Below are 18,078 nucleotides of genomic sequence, written 5' to 3'. Positions count from 1 at the left end.
CTCCATTGATTCTTTCTTTGTCTAAGCATAAAGGATATCCCGCCTTCGCTGGAAACGACTGGAGACCGGACTTGAACCTAGACTAAAGTCTGATCTGCTTCCGGCTTAAGTCTTCATCGGCAAGCTTTACATTACCTTAACCGATGGATATGAACGGAATTTGAACGCTAAAATGAGCGTTAACTCACTTTACAGTTACATCCAATTCCGCTTATGATAAAAAGTGAGTAATCACTTATTTTTATAAGGAGAGATCCCCGATGAACCTTCCCGAGCATTCCTCCGTTGCCTCTAGCTACGATTGCGTCGTGGCAGTTGACGTATCCCGACAGTTCGGTAAAAAAAAGGTGTTGGATGAAATATCGTTAACCGTTAAACGCGGAGAAATTTTCGGCCTTCTTGGCCCGTCCGGCTCCGGAAAAACAACTTTAGTTCGATTAGTAACCGGCTTGGACATCCCGGATGGCGGCTCCATCACCTTGCTCGGAGAACCAATGCCGAAGCTGAACGTTCTAAGCCGAATCGGGTACATGGCCCAATCCGATGCCTTATACGGCGAGCTGACCGCGCAAGAAAACCTCGAGTTTTTCTCGACGTTATACGGTCTTCGCGGAAACTCGTTAAAGAAGCGGATCCAAGAGGTTGCCGAATTAGTGAAGCTGTCCGACGACTTGAAGAAACCCGTGCAGCAATATTCCGGCGGCATGAAAAGAAGACTGTCCCTGGCCGTTGCCCTCATGCACGAGCCGGAAGTGCTCGTACTGGACGAACCGACGGTCGGCATTGATCCGGTGTTGCGCAAATCGGTTTGGAATGAGCTCGACAACCTGCGACGCGGCGGAGTAACCATTCTCGTTACGACCCATGTCATGGACGAAGCGGACAAATGCGATCGTCTGGCCATGTTACGGGATGGCAAGGTGATCGCGCTTGGAACTCCGGAACAACTAAAGGCGGATTCTCATTCCGCCACTATGGAAGATGCATTCATTACTTACGGCGGAGGTGTAGCATGAGAATCCGCGCGCTCGCTTTCCGGATCATCCGACAATTCATTAAAGACAAGCGCACTCTCGCGCTAATGCTGCTAGCCCCGCTTCTTGTTTTAACGCTGATGAAGCTCGTCTTCGACGGCCAAGCGGTAGATCCCCGTATAGGAACGGTGCAAATACCCGGTCCGGTCATCGAAGCCTTGCAGAGCAATGGTGCCGATGTTACTCCCTTCGATAACGAAGAGCAGGCTCTTGCACAAATGGGAGATGCCGAGCTTGACGCAGTCTTTATGCTTAACGACACTCTGCCCCAAATCGTTCTGGAGGGGAGCAATCCGACCAAAATACGTAACGTAATGGCTGTTGCTCAGAAGTCTCTGCAAAAGCTTGGCGGTAATGGCGATCCCCCTCAGCTGGAGCTCTCGTATTTGCACGGCTCGGGAGATCGCGATATTTTCGACTACTACGGTTCCGTGCTCGTAGGTTTTTTCTCCTTCTTCTTCGTATTCCTGATTGCAGGCGTATCGTTCTTAAGGGAAAGGACAACAGGGACGTTACAGCGACTGCTTGCTACACCATTAAGGCGTTGGGAGGTAGTGGCCGGGTACTTGCTCGGCTTCGGGCTCTTCACGTTGCTGCAGGCATCCCTTATCGCCTGGTATGCAACCAGCGTGCTGGGGATCGCTTTGGAGGGCTCGTTTTTCCTCGTCTTGCTTATGAACTTGCTTCTCGCTCTGGCTGCGCTCACTTTAGGAACGCTATTATCCGCCTATGCGCAGAACGAATTTCAGATGTTCCAATTCATTCCGCTGATTATCGTTCCTCAGATCTTCTTCTGCGGATTGATCGACCTGCAATCGATGCCGGAATGGCTGCAAACGGTCGGCAAAGCGCTTCCCCTCTACTATGGAGCCGATGCGCTTAGGGGAATCATGTTGCGGGGAGCAGGCTGGAATGACATATGGGTAGATTCCATCGTGCTAGTCGGGTTCTCCGTTTTGTTCGCCATTTTGAACGTACTAGCGCTGCGTAAACATCGTCGAATATAATGAGCAATAGGGCTTGTCCCGGTATCGGAGGTAAATACAGTGAAGGATTCATTGGAGCAATGGCTCGAGGAGCTGCTCGAAAAGCATGAAGGGGAACGGATGACCGACAAGCAGTCGAGAATATTGAGGGCCGCCGTGGAGGTATTCGCCGAGAAAGGGTATTCCGGCGCGGCAACTAGCGAGATCGCGCAACGCGCGGGCGTAGCCGAGGGGACGATATTTCGCCACTACCGCACGAAGAAGGATTTGCTTTATTCCATCGTCGCCCCTTTCGTGGCAAAGCTTATCGAACCGTTTGTCCTTCGCGACCTATACCCGTTAATCGACAATCCGCATCCGACCTTCGAAGGCTTCATCCGGGCATTGCTGGATAACCGTATCGCTTTCGCCGAGAAAAACATCAAGGTTATTAAGATATTGCTACAGGAGGTTCCCTTTCATCCCGAGCTGCGGGAGCAGTTTCTATCCAAAGTCGCCGAGCGCGTGCTTGTGAAGCTTTCCAATGCAGTCTACCATTATCGCAAGCAAGGACAAATCGTGGATTTGCCGCCCTTAACGATGATACGTCTGGTTGGATCTACGTTGTTCGGTTATTTGATCGTGCGGTTTTTGTTCGCTCCATCCGGTTGGGATGACACGCAGGAACGGGAAGCGACCGTTCAATATATTTTACATGGCCTTAATCGCAAGAATTGATCAGTCAAAAAAGAACCGGAGGCGACTTCCTCCAGTTCTTTTTTCGCTTTTCCGATAGGAGAACAATCATGCATGAGCCTTCTGTTGCCGATCCTGACTGCGGAATTGCGCGAGCAACCCCAGAGCGGCTAACGAAAGAATACCCGAGACGACGAAAGGCAGCCAAGATGTCGCTCCGAGCAAAGCCGCTCCAAGCAACGGGCCGACAATACGGCCTAAGCTATCCATTGACGAGCTAAGCCCCGAAGCGATTCCCTGTCCGACCGTCGTCTTCTGCGTGATCAAGGAAGTCACGCATGGCTTGATAAGAGAGTTGCCGATTCCGAAGATGCACAGATAGACCGTTGCCATACCCCAACTATTCGCCGTGAGAAGCAAGAAGAAACCTGCGGCCGAAATAATCAGTCCGATAGCTATGTACTGGCTTTCCTGTCCCTTCTTAACCCGTCGGCGAACGATCCCGCCCTGTACGACAGCTCCTGCCAACCCGCAGAAGAAGAACATCATCCCGATCTGCAACGGAGTCACGGCGAATTGCTCCATCCCGAACAATTGAAGGGTTGCCTCCAGTATCGCTAGAGAGAAGGTCACGAAGAAAGCGAGCACATACAAGTACTTAAGCGGTCCTTGGAAAGCGATCCATCGGGAAACCCGTTTGCCCTTCTCGCTCGAGGCGCGCCGCTCGGGAGGCAAGGATTCGGGAAGCTTGAACCATGCCGCGATAAATACGATTAAGGATAACGCCGCAGCCGCGAAGAACGGAGTATGAATCTTAATCTCGCTTAGCAACCCTCCGAAGCCCGGTCCGAACGTAAATCCGAGCCCTATGCTCATTCCTACGACGGCCATGCCTTTCGTTCGCTCCTCTTCTGTCGTAATATCCGCGACATAGGCAACAATACAGGATACGACCGCCCCGGAGAACAAGCCTCCCAATATGCGCGAAGCATACATGATAGCGAGATTGTCTCCCGATAGACCGAACAACAAGAAGCTGATGCTGAATCCGAGTACCCCGGTCATAATGACCGGACGACGTCCGATGCGTTCGGACAGCGCTCCCCATATCGGGCTTAAGAGGAACGACATCAGGGAGTAGATGGCGAGCATTGCTCCCGTATGCCAGTTCGCGGATTCTTTGCTGGCTTCCGTTACCAATTGGGGAAGCACCGGAATAATGATGCCGAACCCAATGAAAATAGTAAAAAGCATAAGTCCGACGATTGCTAATTTGCTTCTCACAGAAAATTCTCTCTCCTCTGTTTTAAACAATAAAAAGACACTTTACGACCAAACATTCTATACCCTGATGGTAGCATATCGAACGCGTTGTTCCAAATCGGAACTATTGTCGTTTTCGTGACAAGATCCGCTTAGAATAGACAGCGGTTGATTTCCCCCCCATATTTGTTATACTCATGCTTGTTTGCAATACCTAATTGACGCACGTTTGAGAAAGGCAGGGATTTCCTCTTGGACCATAACCGCACTCCGTTATTCGACGCGCTGCGTTCCCACGCTAAGCAGAATCCGGTACAGTTTCACATTCCAGGCCATAAAAAAGGAGCCGGAATGGATCCCGAGTATCGCGATTTTATCGGACAAAACATTTTAGATATCGACTTGATTAATATTGCGCCGCTAGACGACCTGCACCAGCCGATCGGCGTTATTCTTGAAGCGCAGCAACTTGCCGCGGACGCATTCGGAGCGGATGCCACTTATTTCTCCGTCCAAGGCACGAGTACAGCCATTATGACCATGATCTTAACGGCTTGCAGCCATGGGGACAAAATCATCGTTCCGCGCAACGTACATAAATCGATTTTGTCTGCCATTATTTTTGCCGGCGCGCGCCCTGTATTCCTGTCACCGGTTCGCGATACGAACCTTGGGATCGACCATGGAGTAACGACGCGCTCCGTGCGAAGGGCATTGGAGCGCCATCCCGACGCGGCTGCCGTTTTGATAATCAACCCAACGTATTATGGCGTGTGCACGAATCTAAAGGAAATCGTGGACCTTGTTCATGAATACGACATTCCCGTTCTCGTGGATGAAGCTCATGGCGCATTGATTCATTTCTCCGACAACCTCCCCTTGTCGGCCATGCAAGCGGGTGCCGATATGGCGGCGACTAGCGTTCATAAGCTGGGAGGCTCGATGACCCAAAGCTCCATTCTAAACATTCGCAAAGGCTTGGTAAACCCTCATCGTGTACAGACGATACTCAGCTTGCTGATGACGACGTCTACTTCTTATCCTCTTCTCGCTTCGTTGGATACCGCCCGCCGACAGCTGGCCATTCATGGCAAAGAGATCGCGGACAGAACCTTGAATCTGGCGAAAAAAGCGAGGGAAGCCGTAAATAATATTTCCGGACTCTATAGCTTCGGGGAAGAGTTGTTAGGTGAGGAAGCGACTTACGACTACGATCCGACGAAGCTGACGATTCACGTTCGCCACCTAGGCATTAGCGGTTATGACGCGGAGAATTGGTTGCGCGAGCATTACCGTCTCGAAGTCGAACTGAGCGATATGTACAACATCCTCTGTCTGATTACACCAGGGGACGACGAGGAATCGATAGGTATTCTGCTCGAAGCTTTGCAAGCGATGTCCGACGCCTATCACGCGGATAACAGGGAAATTCTCGAGGTTGTCGTTAAAATCCCGGAAATCCCCCATCTCGCCCTGACTCCACGGGATGCCTTCTACGGGGAAACCGAACTGGTTGCGTTTAAGGAATCCGCAGGCCGGATCATCGCGGAGTTCATTTATGTCTACCCGCCGGGAATTCCGATCTTGCTCCCCGGCGAGGTGATCTCGCAAGAAAACATCGACTACATCGTCGACCATCTGGAGGTTGGCCTACCCGTGAAAGGACCGGAAGATCGGTCCGTTACGAACGTAAAAGTGATCCTGGAAGAAACGGCCATCTCCTAGTTCATCGCCTTCCGTTCAACCGTTGCCAAGGTTTACCGGAAATGCTATCATGGGCGTGGGGGTGGAACTCATGAGTCAGAGCGCTTACATTTCACTTGTTCAAGGCTCGGCCGTAGCCGAGATTGACCTTGACGGCGTCAAGGAGCAGCTTCGCCATTATCGGGAACAAATGACGTTGACCGGCCGGCAGCTCGGTTGGGAATACGCCGAAGCCGCTTTCCCTTACAGCATCGAGAGCAAACCCGAAGCCAAAGACCAATGGTTCTATCTGAAGGGAAATAAGCCGCAATATCGTTATATCGTGGTCGGTACCGGCGCACGTCAGGAAGACGGAACCAACGTGTCGTATATTCATCTCGTGTTACCGGATGACTCCACCCATGGAGACAAAGCAAAAGCCAACGAGCTGTGCAAATGGATTGGCAAGCAGCTGCAAGCTGAAGTGAAGATGTTCAACGGCCGCACGATCTACTTCAATCCTCGCAAATAAACAATAACAAAAGGCCATTCCGTGAGTTACTTCACTCAAGGAATGGCCTTTGCTTTTAGTGATTTTCGACGATAAGCAGATTATCCGTTCTCGTTCTCCAGGGCAGCAAGCTCTTCATATACCTTCATGACCGTTTCCCACTCTTGGTCGTCTTCGATGTTGACTAGGACTTCGTCTTCGCCTTCTTCTTCGACACGGAAAATAACGCCGTCATCCTCTGGATCGTTACGGTCCAATAATACGGCATACGCGCGATCATTGGTTTCGAATGTATACACGAGCACCATCTCGTGTTCTTTGCCGTCTTCGTCCGTTACTATAAATACGGCTTCATCGTGGTCATGTTCGCAATTCTCGTCGTGGACATGATCGCTCATGGCGAACCTCCGTTCAATTCGGTTGATTTTACCTACCCACGTATCGTATCATTTCCGGAAACGAGGGTCAAACGAAAAACGCCCAAACCGTCAAACCGGTTCGGGCGTCGCTTATCTGCCGTTATTTAGAGGCAATTGTTTTCTCAGAGACGACTTGGTAGGTGGCTTCCCCTACCGGCTTCATCCACAGGCGCAGCGTGTACGTGCCAACGGAATCGAAATTATAGGAGATATCTTTCATTGTAATCCAGAAGCTATCCTTACCATCGGGAAAGTCGCTATCTCCCGAGCTGCGCGATTCAATCAGGGTTTCGTCTCCATAAGGATCGGCGATCGTCAGCTTAAGCGCGTTGATGTCCACCTTGAGAGAATCCACTTGAATAAAGGTATTGAACTTGAACTTCTGCTTCTTGTCAACATTGCCGAATATGGTATTGTCACGGCTCGTCAACATATGAACGTTAGGCTTGAAGATCGTAATTTTCTTATCGGCGTCATCCCACAACAGGATGCCCTGAAGCTTATCGGATACGATCTTGGATGAGATATACGTCTTATTATCCACGACGATGCTGCTGTCGACTTCCTTCTTATTAACCCAAACCCGAAACTTCTGGGTTACGGTATCCGCATAAGCTGCGCTTCCGCAGATCAAAGTAAAAGCTAAGGTTAAAAGCACAAGTTTACGTACCTTCATGATTAGCATCCTCCGTCTTCACCGACTCACAATCTTGTCTGTATTTGGTTATACCGACAGCCGAGCGGAAAGTTGCGCATGAAAGTTTAAAATTTTCTTAGACTTCTATTTATGGTTTACGGCCCGGTATAGTTAACACGCATGGAACGCCGTAACCTACTGCTCCTGGGGAACTTAGGGCATCCAGGTAATCCAGGCCTCTCTTGCATGGAGTCTTGCAAACGGCGCACGTATCGGATGTCACGATTTTCATTTGTGCCCTTTTTTGCTCCGCTGCGGCAGCAGACTTCTTCTTCTTGTTCACCTTCGACATCGGAATCTTCCTTTCGCGAAATCAGGGTGGAAAACGGCTTCCCACCAGACTATGCGAGATGCGCCCAATTCGTCACAGAAGACCGATAGGTTTTTCCGTACATCTTCTTACTTGCCGAGGTAAATTATGGTACATTGGTAAAAGCTATTGTCGAAATGAAACCGCATCCTGTGTTGGGGGTATCGAATTGAAAATTCAAATGCTAGGTACGGGCAGCGCCTTCGCGAAAGCGTTCAACAATAATAACGCTATGCTGACGGTCGACGGCCTCAACCTATTGGTGGATTGCGGGATTACAGCCCCTAAAGCGCTTCATGAGCTGGGATATAACTTCAATGACCTCGATGCAGTACTTATCACTCACATCCATGCCGATCATATGGGCGGACTGGAAGAGCTTGCTTTTCAAATGAAATTCATATACGGCCGCAAGCCGACGCTATATTTAGCCGATACCCTTGTTGAACCTTTATGGGAGCATTCGCTCAAAGGCGGCCTGCAGCAAGACGCGTCCGAGACGTTGGAGAGCTTCTTCGTTGTCCATCCCCTCAAAGAAGGGGTGTCCCATGAAATTTTTCCAGGCCTGAACGTGGAATTGATCGGAACGAAGCACATTCCGAACAAACCCAATTACTCCTTGCTGTTTAATGACTTCTTCTTCTATTCCGGGGACACGGTATTCGATCCGGATTTGCTTAAAGATTTAGTAAACGCGCGGGGAGTTCGGATTATCTTCCACGACTGCCAACTGCATCCGCCAGGCGTCGTTCATGCATGCTTATCACAGCTTCTCACCCTGCCCGATTCCATTCAGGAACGAACATTTCTCATGCATTATGGCGATGACCAGCCAGAGTTCGCAGGGCGTACCGGGAAAATGAGATTCGTAGAACAACAACGGATTTATGCGGTCGATCGGTTAACATTTGCCGAGCAATTTGGTATGATCGATTAATACCGCGTACGAAAGGAAGTTATCCGTTGGTTGCCACGTTCATTATCGGGGGTATCATTGCCGCCTTGCTTATCTGGATCGTTCTCTGGGCCACCAAGAAGGCCTACTCTCGCAAGTGGGATGAATAGGTTAAGGGGTGACTTAAGCCGGAACCGGCTATAGGTCACCCCTTGCATTATGTTCCCTTATTCTTAGCATCAGGTTTCGTCTCCGTATAGGTTTTCCACGTGAATTGCTCGTCGTATTTCGTGGAATCCCTCTTCACGAATCGCGCAACCGCAGCCATGACTCCTCCGATTAATCCAAATACCCCGATCAACCACACCACCAGCAGTGCCGCGTCTCTCATTGACCGTTCCTCCCGCCGATCGTATATTACATTTGTACGTCGGGAATGAGTAATTCATCCCAATTGTATGAGATTTTCGTATTAGTAAAGCTTGGCGTGAATCGTATAAAATTTTTTATATTATTTTGGTTGACTTCATATTCGTCAGTTGGTATGATGTTACTTGTCGCCGTTAAAAAATATGATCTGATAGCTCAGCTGGGAGAGCACCATCTTGACAGGGTGGGGGTCACAGGTTCGATCCCTGTTCAGATCACCATACTTAAACTTTGAGAAGCCTACTTCGGTATGGCTTCTTTTCTTTTTGTTCTCTACATAAGGAGTCGTTTTCGAACATCTAAAGGAGAATGAACGACGAATTCATTTTTCCCAACCACCGCCGTTCCGGAAAGTTTCGGTTTTATGTAAGATTGTCCAAACAAAATAGATCTCGGAATCATAGAGTGAAGGATAAATACAAAGGAGGTGCGTTTCGTGTCGAAGAAGAAAAAGCTTATTGTCGTTAAGCTAAAACCCGGTCAAATAGCACTCATAATTTGCAAGAAACATAGAAAACGCAAGAAACATCTCTGTTAAAGAAGTTAAGGAACGCTCACTTGGGCGTTCTTTTTCCTTGAGATCGTACACTTTTGGTGTATTGGCCTGAATAAAAAGTAATCCTTATGCAAATGATTTATTGGTAATGAAATCCATTAAAAGGAGACATACCAATGACCGAAAGAAATCTCGATGATCTGGAAAATCACACATACGATGAACAAGTAGCAGAGCTTGCAGCTGACATGGCCGATGACCCCGAACAGTCCGACAATCTTCAAGAGATAATGGAGGAAGAATTCCGGACAAATCCCGAATGAAGCCTCCAAATACAGAAACTTAGAATAATGTCATCTGCCTCCCTTTGATCTAGAGGACTTCTGTCCTTCCTCTCCTAGGAGTTTTATCAATCTAGATCGGGCTAATACCCAATTAATCTTGGGTAAGTGTCACGATTGATAAAACTGAATAGGCTAGATCATCATCTAATTGGAGGTTTTTAGTTTGAATTTCTATCCCCACATGTATCAGTACGGTTATTTCCGATCCCCTGATCCGTATGTTTATCAACCACCATACCAAATGCCTTACCGTCCAGTTCTCTATAACCCGGCAGACTATTACCCAGCTCATTATTGGAGTCAACCAGGTGTTCACGGCGTTGGGTTTAATGCGTATGGCAATATTGGAAATTATGGCGCGGGTCTCCACGGCCACTCCCACTTAGGAGGCGGTCAAGGACTTGGAATTCACGCCGGTTCTAACATCGGGGGAAGCAATGGCGTTGGATTCCATGCCGGCACCAACATCGGCGGTGAACATTTATTAGAATCATATGCCGGCGGACATATCGGCGGGAATTATGGTGTCGGTCTGGAAACCGGTGGTCACCTTGATAGTCAAGGCTTCGGCGTACAGGCCGGAGGTAATATCATGGGACACGGCGCTGAATTTAAAACCGGATTCAATTGGCGTTAACTGAATAAAAAGTGCTCCTTTAGATAATGATTACTTGGTAATAAAATCTATCTAAGGAGACTTACATTTGACACCACATGAAAATCAATTTCTTGATCCGCCGATTAAACCGCACGACCGCAGTGATGAGCCGGAAGTCGAAACTGAACTGACCAATGACGCCGAGATGCTTGGAAATGTTGAAAAGCTAGCTGACGGGTACAAGTCGATTTATCGAGAATAGCTGTAAATTCCGAGAGGCTTGGAACATACAAGCTTCTTTTTTATTTCTCCGATTCGTGATATAACGACAATAAAACCCCCTATCCTGCGGTAGTTTATACGGATATAATCTTCTCCATGAGACAATTAACTTATATGCTGGTTAGCCAGCACATGGCGTATGCCATCAAGCATCCGGAAGAGATCGAGCAATGCGATTCGATCTACGACCATATGCTTTACTTCTTTACGGCCATCGTAGGCATGGCTGAAGATTTAGCGATCAAACACATCGATGACTTCTTCTCCGACACATTCTCCTTAGTCAACACCCACTCCCCTCAAATCTGAGAATGATTTCCTTTTTATTCGCGCCTTAATCTTGTAAAATGAACTTCATGACATCCTTGAGGAGAAGCACTCCATGCCCAGAATTATACTTTCCGTTCTTATGCTTTCTATCATTATGCTCAGCACGAACGTTTCCATGGCCCATCCCGGACGAACGGATGCGAACGGCGGTCATACTTGCCGCACGAACTGCGCGGAGTGGGGTCTGAAGGACGGAGAATACCACTATCATAATAGCGATGGATCAATCACCACGAAACCTCCGACAGACCCTGCCCCTGCTCCATCGAACAACGAAGCAAGCGACGAGCTTAAAGCCGATGCGATCAAGACGCCGGCCAAAGGCAAGCTCTCCGTCTACTTCCTGAACGTCGGACAGGGCGATGCCACTTACATTAAGACCGCTGGCGGAGACGATATTCTGATTGATGCCGGCAAGAACGAGGCAGGCGATATCGTCGTGAGCTACCTTAAGCAGCTTGGCGTAGACGACATTGAAATCATGATCGCCACTCACCCTGATTCTGACCATATTGGCGGTCTCGATACCGTACTGGGGAGCTTCAAAGTCAAAGCCGTTTATGCTCCCAAGGTATCGCATACGACCGATACATTTAAGGACTTCCTTTTGGCCGTGAAGAAAGAAGGCCTAACCATTAAGGAGGCTAAGGCTGGCTTAGCCGTACCGATTAAGGGCGTGACCGCCAAATTTCTCGGCCCGGTCAAAACCTACGGAGACGACTTGAACGATTGGAGCGCCGTGCTGCATTTCACTTACGGGACAACTCGGTTCCTGTTTACGGGAGATGCCGAGAAAAAATCCGAGGACGACATTATCGCATCGAAACGGGCGTTAAAGGCAGATGTCCTGAAGATCGGACACCACGGCTCCGTTTCCTCTACGAGCGCCGCGTTCCTTAAAGCCGTTTCCCCAAAGTACGCGATCATCAGCGTAGGCAAAAATAGCTATGGGCATCCAGCAGCAACGATAATAAACAGGCTCAAAACCGCTAAAGTCACGACTTTTAGAACAGATCTAAATGGAACCGTCACAGTCATAAGCGACGGTAAAAAAATTCAATTCATGAAGGTGAAATAATGGAGCACGGCGTTGTCGATCGGTTTGAAGGGGATATGGCAGTTATTGAAATCGAAGGAGCGACCAGGGATTTCCCTAGGGCATCCTTGCCTCTTGATATCAAAATCGGGGACTCCGTGATTATCGAAAACGGCGAAGTTCGTCGCGATAACTCCCAAAGCGCAAGGCGAAGGACTGAAGTCAAGCGGCTAATGAATGAGCTTTTTGAATAATACGCTCTGGCCGTTCCTAACGACACAGACTGTGCGCTTGCGGAAAATAAGCTGATCTGTGCGAATGTATTGTCCCTCTATTTATCCTGACATAAGCTAAATGGGTGATGAACAATCACAATAACCTCATGGCGGTGATTGTATGAGTTATCCGGTTGCACACGGAGGTAGTGGAGCAGCAATCGCTCTTGTCCTCTTCGTCCTGCTCGTAATTATCTTAAGAGCAGGATACTAATTTACTTCAGTTCCTAAATCCCCGCCAAGCCCGCACCTGCTTGGCGGGGATTTGTATGTGATTTAAGCCGTCCTCCCAACTCGTTGATAAGCCAAAATACGATCAAGCTTGAAAGGACGCATCGCTCTTTTGCCATAGTCGTAGGCATATAATTTGGCGGATCCTACCTTAACGACTCGGACCGTTCTCTTTGTAATCGTGCCCTTCACGTCCTGATAAATAATACATATGTTTTGACCGATTTCCCTTTCGGACATATTCTTCCCTCCTGGATAAGAACGTTTGTTCTCTTATTATAACCAGAACGCTCGTTCCTATTCAAGAGAAAATACTGGATAATCGCAACATTTTCCAAACCTTCGACGTCTAAGGGGTACCCAATGGGAAAACATAAAACAAAATGGAGGAATACATGATGATCCATCACATGAAAAAACCGCTGCTTATTCTCATGCTCGTCGCGATGTTCTGTACAGCCATCGGAGGCTCCGCGCTTGCGCAAAACAAAAATAACGACAAAGGCAATTCGCACTGGAAAGGTAGCATAGACGTCGCCACGGCCGTAACCATGATCGTAAAGGGATTGAAACTAAACATTGATAATATTCGTTTCATTAAAGAGCCGAAGGCAAGCGACTATTACACTAAGGTTAAGGACACTGCCCCTTACGCGGGCGACTTCATCATCGCCCAATTCAATGGATTAGAGCTGCCGAAGGATATTAATCCGACCGCGAAAGTTACCCGGGAGCAGTTTGCCAAATGGCTCTATGGCGCGTTAAGCCACAAAGGCGAATATGCGTGGATAGATATTTATTATCAAGTAGCAGACGAGAAGCAAGTGACCGAAGGTTACATGGATAGCATCCAAAAGCTGCTGATTGCCAAGATCGCCACGTTGGACGGCAAGAAGAAATTTTATCCTAAGGGCAGCATGACTCAAGCAACGGCTGCGGTCATGATTAACAGAACGTTAAAATTCATTGCTGATTCGAAACCTATAACTCCCGCACCTGAAGTTCCGGAAAATCCGATTCTGACGGACGTTAAAGTAACTTCCGACAAAGTAACCGATGACGTGACGAAAGTTACCGTCTCCGCCATGGCTCCGCATCCGGGTTATGGTCTCGAGATAACCGGCATTCAATTCGCAAAAGGCGAAGCCGTCATCCAGTATCGAGTCGTATTGCCGGACCCGAATAAAATGTTCGCGCAGGTCGTTACGGAATTGAAGGCCGTCACCTACATTCCTGCGGGCTATAAAGCCGTATTGGGCGAAGCTCAGCCAACCGTCCCATTCCCAGGATGATCTACAATACCTGTTTACAAAACAAAACGGATGGATCTCGAAAATCGAGATCCATCCGTTTTGTTCGTAAAGATCGATTAGTCTATATGTTCAATTCGTTCGGGGAGCCTCCAATCGATTTCTTCGATGCCATTCTCTTTCAGGAAAGCATTACACAGCGAGAAAGGCTTGCTTCCCCAAAACCCACCGTATGCGGATAAAGGACTCGGATGCACCGAGTTCAGCACGAAATGCTTTGATTCATCGATATAACGTCCCTTGTCCTGGGCTTGTTTCCCCCATAATACGAAAGCAATCGGCGTCTCCCGCTCGTTCAGCAGGCTGATGATCTTGTCCGTGAACGTCTCCCATCCCAGCTTGCGATGTGAATTAGGCAGGCTTTCCCGCACCGTCAGAACGGCGTTCAACAGAAGCACGCCCTGTTTCGCCCAATGTTCCAGGAAGCCATGATCAGGGATCGGACAACCGATATCGTCCTGGAGCTCCTTATAAATATTCCTTAGAGAAGGCGGCAATTTGACGCCAGGCAACACCGAGAAGCTTAACCCATGGGCCTGCTCCGGACCGTGATAAGGATCCTGCCCCAAGATGACGACCTTAACTCTCTCGAACGGCGTAAGCTCCAGCGCGCGATAGACATCTGACCGCGGAGGGTACACAGCTCCCTCCAGGTATTGCTCTTCCACCCGCTCCATGAGCTTTCTATAGTATGGCTTGTCCCATTCTTCTTGCAACAGAAGTCCCCAATCGTTTTGCAGCACCGCTAATTTCTCCTTTCCCATGCACCCACTCTCCCCATCGTCCCTTATTATAGCAAAAGAAGTTCCTCGGGTTGAGGAACTTCTTGTCATGATCATTAATTATGTAGTGGTGCCGAGAACCGGGGTCGAACCGGTACGGTAGTCACCTACCGCAGGATTTTAAGTCCTGTGCGTCTGCCAATTCCGCCATCCCGGCATACGGAACGATGTCGGTTAGAACATGTTCATAAGTTAGATATAAGATCATCTTGCCGCGTAATTTCACTTGGTGGGCCTTGAGGGACTCGAACCCCCGACCAATCGGTTATGAGCCGACCGCTCTAACCAACTGAGCTAAAGGCCCCCGTCTCGGTCCAGAGAAAAGGTTGGTTGCGGGGGCAGGATTTGAACCTGCGGCCTTCGGGTTATGAGCCCGACGAGCTACCGGGCTGCTCCACCCCGCGTCATTATTATTACGTCACGTTTATTGGCGACAAGTAATAATATACTACATTCAGCACCTATACGTCAAGAACTTTATTCGTTCTTTTCCTCCGTTGCCATTCCCGTTTCCTTGCTCGGTTCCTCTGCCTGCGACTTCGCCATCTCCGCAAGCTTCTGGAGTAAAATATGTTGCGGCATATGCATCAGATGCTCCAAAGGCACCGTCATATATTCGGCAAGCTTTACGGCCGTGTCTGCCGATAGCGGCATTCTGCGCATTTCTGATTCCTCCATCCCAAGATAACCTAGGACTCAGCTTAGCACAGGAGTCATGAGTTGCCAATACTAAGAGTGATCAAGGCAAATAGCGAACCCCGTACTTCCCTTTTCGCGACCGGAATACCTCGATCTCCTGCGGTACTTCGACCCCGAATACCCAGCTGTCATGCTCCATGCGCTGAACCAAACATCCGGCCTGGAATTTACTATCGTATAGCCTTGACCAATAAACCCATTTCATCTCGTTTCCTCCGTAATGTAGAATTTAGGATGACTATAGCATGTGCGGCTTTTAAGGTTTTGAATCTTCATCTCTCCCCGATATTTAACAAAAATAGCGACCCACCCTCTAAGGAGTGGATCGCTTTCGATTTTATGGCTTATTTATTAACCTTCTCCTGACGCTTCCATCAAGGCTTCCTTCAACGGCCTTACTACGCCATCGCCGCCATATACGTCGTCGAAGATCCCTTCAATCGGGCCTTTCGGGTTCGTCTTGATCTTCTGCAACAGGTCGTTCCCTTTCGTTTCCCATTCCGCAAGAGCCTCCTTAACCGATTTCTTCCCTTGGATGACCTCGGAGTAAGCTCTCGTTCCAAGCTCGGAAACCATGTTAAGGTTCGGCTTCTCGCGAAGCAATGCCTGATCCTTCAGCGAGGAATTCAATTGCGGAGCAGGTTTCATCTTCGTGAAGGCTTCGACGTTGTAAGCCATTCCGTCACGCGGCTTGATATACTCCTTGCGCGCGGACATTTCGTAAGTGCTGCGGGCTTTCAGCTTCGCCCATTCCTTGCCGTTCATGAACTTCACGAACTCCCAAGCATCATCGGAGTTCGCCGCTTTCGCGTTGATTCCGGCAAGCTGGTTCAAGTAGATGTTACCGCCAATTCCTTCTTTGCCGACGTGAAAGGGCATCGTAACCACGTCCCAATCCAATTTCTCCATCTTCATCTTCTCGCTGTTGTCATTCAATTGCTGGATTTGCGTGATCAGGCCATAATCCCCGATCGTCATGGCGACTCTTCCGTTCATGAACAATTGACCTTGATAAGGATTATAAAACCCTTTGCCATCCGTCGGTTGATCGTACTGCATATCTTCCTGATGAGGAGTCACATGGTCCTTGTACAGGTCTGTTGCCTTCTTCCAAACCGCTTCCCATTGCGGGGTATTGACGGTCATCGTTTCCGCTTTCTCGTCGTACATTCTTAATTGAAGCGGAGCGGCAAAGTTCTGAACGTCCCAGTAATTATCGCCCGCGCCCCATTGGTTAAAGGAGAATCCGAACACGGCATCCTTGCCGCTGCCCGATTTCAACCGTTTGGCCAGGTTAAATACTTGATCCCAACTCATGCCGTCCGTCGGAAACTCTACTCCCTTATTGGTGAACAGCTTTTTATTGTAATAAAGCGCGGAAGGAGAAAACATTGGCGTCAGGCCATAGAGGAAGCCGTTTCCTTGGTCCTTGATCCCTTCGATGACCGTCGGGACGAATTCGTTCACGTCGATTTCATCTTCCTTGAGCATTGGGTCCAACTGCTTGAGCAAATTTTCGTTAACCAGCGTTCCCAGCAAGCTTAGATCGTTAATGATCATAACGTCCACGGGATTGGTCCCGGTCATGATTGCTTTCACTTTCTCAAGCGGGTCGGGTTGCTCTTGTTCCTTCGATTGGTCTCCGAATTGCATTTCGGAGTAATCGATCGCCGGCACGACCTCGATCTCGATATTCGAATGGGTGAATTCGAACATGTCGGTGAACTGTTGGCGGAACCAGGACTCATCCTGCTTGCTTCCGTACATCGTTCCGATGCGGAGCGTGCGCACGCTATCGGCTTCTTCATTCTTGCTGGTATTACAGGCTGCCAATGTAGGAACCAATAAAGACAATGTAAGACCTGTCATGATCCACTTGCGTACGCGATTTGTTTTCTTGTTCATGCGGGTTGATCCCCCTCTAATGATTTCGGTTTGGTAATGACGATCTTGTCGCCGTCGAATTCCATGGTTGCTTTATCGCCGATCGCTAACGCCTGCAGGTATTCCTTCGGAATCTGCAACCGGCCAACTCTATCCACGACGATATAGGCTTCGTGAATCTCCTCGGAGGACTGACCAGCCGATAAAGGCAGCGATAGATCGAGATTAGGATTGCGCTTGATAAACTCGGTACTCGTCAACCCATCGCGGATCGCGACTACCCGGTCTACCTTGCCGGCAAGCGACAAGTCATGCGTAACGATCACGATCGTAAGCCCCAATTCCCGGTTAAACCTGCGGAAAATATCCATGATGACATCCGACGTGCGAGAGTCGACGGAGCCAGTCGGTTCGTCCGCCAGCAGAAGCTGCGGCTTGTTGGCCAGCGAGATCGCAATAGCGACCCGTTGCTGTTCGCCCCCCGAGAGCTGCTGAAGCTTGTTGTGCATGCGATCTTTTAACCCGACCCATTCCAGCAATTGCATCGCGTAGGCACGGTCCAGTTTCCCGGAGAACACCATCGGCATCTCGACGTTCTCGAGCGCGGACAGGAATGGAAGCAGGTTGCGGGCGTTGTTCTGCCAGATGAACCCGACGGTATCGCGTTTGTATTTCACCAGATCCTCATCGTCTACCTTGAGCAGATTCCAAGGACCGACTTGAACCTGGCCCGCGGACGGGCGATCGAGCCCTCCCAATATGTTCAGGAGAGTCGACTTCCCGCTTCCGCTGTTGCCGATAATAGCCATCATTTCTCCGGGCTTGACGGACAAATTAAGTCCCTGAAGAGCAACGACTTCCAAGTCATCGGCTTTGTAAATCTTGACGAGACCTTCGCAATGGATCATG

Annotated in this window: 24 protein-coding genes and 4 tRNA genes; 14 read left to right on the top strand and 14 right to left on the bottom strand. The window is 49.1% G+C overall.

Features of this window, described 5'->3' with window-relative positions; all coding sequences use genetic code 11:
- Window positions 1-260 precede the first annotated feature (260 nt).
- The 3 genes from E2980_RS01600 to E2980_RS01590 are packed head-to-tail and all read left to right on the top strand — an operon-like array spanning window position 261 to window position 2,737.
- Entirely contained in the window at window positions 261-1,016 is a 756-nt protein-coding gene (locus E2980_RS01600; protein ID WP_135150356.1) for an ABC transporter ATP-binding protein, read from the top strand.
- The gene (locus E2980_RS01595; protein ID WP_135150355.1) at window positions 1,013-2,041 is read left to right on the top strand and encodes an ABC transporter permease; all 1,029 of its coding nucleotides are present in this window, start codon (window positions 1,013-1,015) and stop codon (window positions 2,039-2,041) included. Before E2980_RS01600 ends, E2980_RS01595 begins: the two co-directional genes overlap by 4 nt.
- A gap of 39 nt (window positions 2,042-2,080) precedes the next feature.
- On the top strand, window positions 2,081-2,737 hold the full coding sequence (locus tag E2980_RS01590; RefSeq protein WP_240702799.1) for a TetR/AcrR family transcriptional regulator: 657 nt from the start codon (window positions 2,081-2,083) through the stop codon (window positions 2,735-2,737).
- 66 nt (window positions 2,738-2,803) lie between these two features.
- Here E2980_RS01590 and E2980_RS01585 read toward each other — a convergent pair whose 3' ends face one another.
- On the bottom strand, window positions 2,804-3,979 hold the full coding sequence (locus tag E2980_RS01585; RefSeq protein WP_135150354.1) for an MFS transporter: 1,176 nt from the start codon (window positions 3,977-3,979) through the stop codon (window positions 2,804-2,806).
- Window positions 3,980-4,210: 231 nt separating this feature from the next.
- Between E2980_RS01585 and E2980_RS01580 the strand changes: the two genes are divergently transcribed.
- Together E2980_RS01580 and E2980_RS01575 are read left to right on the top strand one after the other, a co-directional pair.
- On the top strand, window positions 4,211-5,683 hold the full coding sequence (locus tag E2980_RS01580; RefSeq protein ID WP_135150353.1) for an aminotransferase class I/II-fold pyridoxal phosphate-dependent enzyme: 1,473 nt from the start codon (window positions 4,211-4,213) through the stop codon (window positions 5,681-5,683).
- Window positions 5,684-5,753: 70 nt separating this feature from the next.
- The gene (locus tag E2980_RS01575) at window positions 5,754-6,173 is read left to right on the top strand and encodes a DUF1885 family protein (protein WP_135150352.1); all 420 of its coding nucleotides are present in this window, start codon (window positions 5,754-5,756) and stop codon (window positions 6,171-6,173) included.
- 80 nt (window positions 6,174-6,253) lie between these two features.
- On the opposite strand, the gene E2980_RS01570 is transcribed toward E2980_RS01575, so the two are convergent.
- From E2980_RS01570 to E2980_RS01560, 3 genes are all read right to left on the bottom strand, one after another.
- Window positions 6,254-6,550 (bottom strand): DUF1292 domain-containing protein, encoded by a 297-nt coding sequence (locus tag E2980_RS01570; RefSeq protein WP_135150351.1) that lies wholly within the window; start codon window positions 6,548-6,550, stop codon window positions 6,254-6,256.
- A gap of 121 nt (window positions 6,551-6,671) precedes the next feature.
- Window positions 6,672-7,247: a copper amine oxidase gene (locus E2980_RS01565; RefSeq protein ID WP_135150350.1), complete on the bottom strand. Its 576-nt coding sequence runs from the start codon at window positions 7,245-7,247 to the stop codon at window positions 6,672-6,674.
- Window positions 7,248-7,356: 109 nt separating this feature from the next.
- On the bottom strand, window positions 7,357-7,560 hold the full coding sequence (locus E2980_RS01560; RefSeq protein WP_135150349.1) for a hypothetical protein: 204 nt from the start codon (window positions 7,558-7,560) through the stop codon (window positions 7,357-7,359).
- Window positions 7,561-7,741: 181 nt separating this feature from the next.
- On the opposite strand from E2980_RS01560, the gene E2980_RS01555 reads away from it, so the two are divergent.
- Window positions 7,742-8,515, top strand: coding sequence for an MBL fold metallo-hydrolase (locus E2980_RS01555; protein WP_135150453.1), 774 nt, complete (start codon window positions 7,742-7,744; stop codon window positions 8,513-8,515).
- A 175-nt stretch (window positions 8,516-8,690) separates the two neighbouring features.
- On the opposite strand, the gene E2980_RS24010 is transcribed toward E2980_RS01555, so the two are convergent.
- The gene (locus E2980_RS24010) at window positions 8,691-8,864 is read right to left on the bottom strand and encodes a hypothetical protein (protein ID WP_167746938.1); all 174 of its coding nucleotides are present in this window, start codon (window positions 8,862-8,864) and stop codon (window positions 8,691-8,693) included.
- Between the two features lie 183 nt (window positions 8,865-9,047).
- Here E2980_RS24010 and E2980_RS01550 point away from each other — a divergent pair.
- From E2980_RS01550 to E2980_RS01530, 7 genes are all read left to right on the top strand, one after another.
- A tRNA-Val gene (locus tag E2980_RS01550) sits at window positions 9,048-9,123 on the top strand.
- A gap of 451 nt (window positions 9,124-9,574) precedes the next feature.
- Window positions 9,575-9,721, top strand: coding sequence for a hypothetical protein (locus E2980_RS24005; protein WP_167746937.1), 147 nt, complete (start codon window positions 9,575-9,577; stop codon window positions 9,719-9,721).
- A 184-nt stretch (window positions 9,722-9,905) separates the two neighbouring features.
- The gene (locus tag E2980_RS01545) at window positions 9,906-10,379 is read left to right on the top strand and encodes a hypothetical protein (protein WP_135150348.1); all 474 of its coding nucleotides are present in this window, start codon (window positions 9,906-9,908) and stop codon (window positions 10,377-10,379) included.
- 67 nt (window positions 10,380-10,446) lie between these two features.
- A complete protein-coding gene (locus E2980_RS24000; protein WP_167746936.1) occupies window positions 10,447-10,602 on the top strand; it encodes a hypothetical protein in 156 nt (51 codons plus the stop codon).
- A 116-nt stretch (window positions 10,603-10,718) separates the two neighbouring features.
- Entirely contained in the window at window positions 10,719-10,931 is a 213-nt protein-coding gene (locus E2980_RS01540; protein WP_135150347.1) for a hypothetical protein, read from the top strand.
- Between the two features lie 73 nt (window positions 10,932-11,004).
- Entirely contained in the window at window positions 11,005-12,030 is a 1,026-nt protein-coding gene (locus E2980_RS01535; RefSeq protein ID WP_135150346.1) for an MBL fold metallo-hydrolase, read from the top strand.
- Window positions 12,030-12,242 carry a DUF3006 domain-containing protein gene (locus E2980_RS01530; protein WP_135150345.1) on the top strand — a complete coding sequence of 71 codons (213 nt, stop codon included), beginning with the start codon at window positions 12,030-12,032 and terminating at the stop codon, window positions 12,240-12,242. Before E2980_RS01535 ends, E2980_RS01530 begins: the two co-directional genes overlap by 1 nt.
- A gap of 297 nt (window positions 12,243-12,539) precedes the next feature.
- Here the strand turns inward: E2980_RS01530 and E2980_RS01520 are convergent, their stop codons facing one another.
- Window positions 12,540-12,734: a hypothetical protein gene (locus E2980_RS01520; protein WP_135150343.1), complete on the bottom strand. Its 195-nt coding sequence runs from the start codon at window positions 12,732-12,734 to the stop codon at window positions 12,540-12,542.
- 155 nt (window positions 12,735-12,889) lie between these two features.
- Here E2980_RS01520 and E2980_RS01515 point away from each other — a divergent pair, with 155 nt between their 5' ends.
- Entirely contained in the window at window positions 12,890-13,786 is an 897-nt protein-coding gene (locus E2980_RS01515) for an S-layer homology domain-containing protein (RefSeq protein WP_167746935.1), read from the top strand.
- A gap of 77 nt (window positions 13,787-13,863) precedes the next feature.
- Here the strand turns inward: E2980_RS01515 and E2980_RS01510 are convergent, their stop codons facing one another.
- The 8 genes from E2980_RS01510 to E2980_RS01480 form a co-directional block, all read right to left on the bottom strand.
- Complete coding sequence (locus E2980_RS01510; RefSeq protein WP_135150341.1) at window positions 13,864-14,568, bottom strand: uracil-DNA glycosylase; 705 nt, start codon at window positions 14,566-14,568, stop codon at window positions 13,864-13,866.
- Window positions 14,569-14,654: 86 nt separating this feature from the next.
- Window positions 14,655-14,743: transfer RNA gene (locus E2980_RS01505), tRNA-Leu, on the bottom strand.
- A 70-nt stretch (window positions 14,744-14,813) separates the two neighbouring features.
- Window positions 14,814-14,890 (bottom strand) — tRNA-Ile (locus tag E2980_RS01500).
- 23 nt (window positions 14,891-14,913) lie between these two features.
- A tRNA-Met gene (locus E2980_RS01495) sits at window positions 14,914-14,990 on the bottom strand.
- 73 nt (window positions 14,991-15,063) lie between these two features.
- Window positions 15,064-15,249 (bottom strand): YycC family protein, encoded by a 186-nt coding sequence (locus tag E2980_RS01490; protein ID WP_135150340.1) that lies wholly within the window; start codon window positions 15,247-15,249, stop codon window positions 15,064-15,066.
- A 76-nt stretch (window positions 15,250-15,325) separates the two neighbouring features.
- A complete protein-coding gene (locus E2980_RS23995; protein ID WP_167746934.1) occupies window positions 15,326-15,490 on the bottom strand; it encodes a hypothetical protein in 165 nt (54 codons plus the stop codon).
- Window positions 15,491-15,636: 146 nt separating this feature from the next.
- Window positions 15,637-17,190: an ABC transporter substrate-binding protein gene (locus E2980_RS01485; protein WP_135150339.1), complete on the bottom strand. Its 1,554-nt coding sequence runs from the start codon at window positions 17,188-17,190 to the stop codon at window positions 15,637-15,639.
- Complete coding sequence (locus E2980_RS01480; RefSeq protein ID WP_135150338.1) at window positions 17,187-18,077, bottom strand: ABC transporter ATP-binding protein; 891 nt, start codon at window positions 18,075-18,077, stop codon at window positions 17,187-17,189. Before E2980_RS01480 ends, E2980_RS01485 begins: the two co-directional genes overlap by 4 nt.
- Window position 18,078 lies beyond the last annotated feature (1 nt).

The organism is Cohnella luojiensis, assembly GCF_004564235.1.
In the GTDB taxonomy this organism is placed as follows: domain Bacteria; phylum Bacillota; class Bacilli; order Paenibacillales; family Paenibacillaceae; genus Cohnella; species Cohnella luojiensis.
Note: the sequence above shows the minus strand (reverse complement) of the source record. Positions and strands in the feature narration are given on the sequence as shown.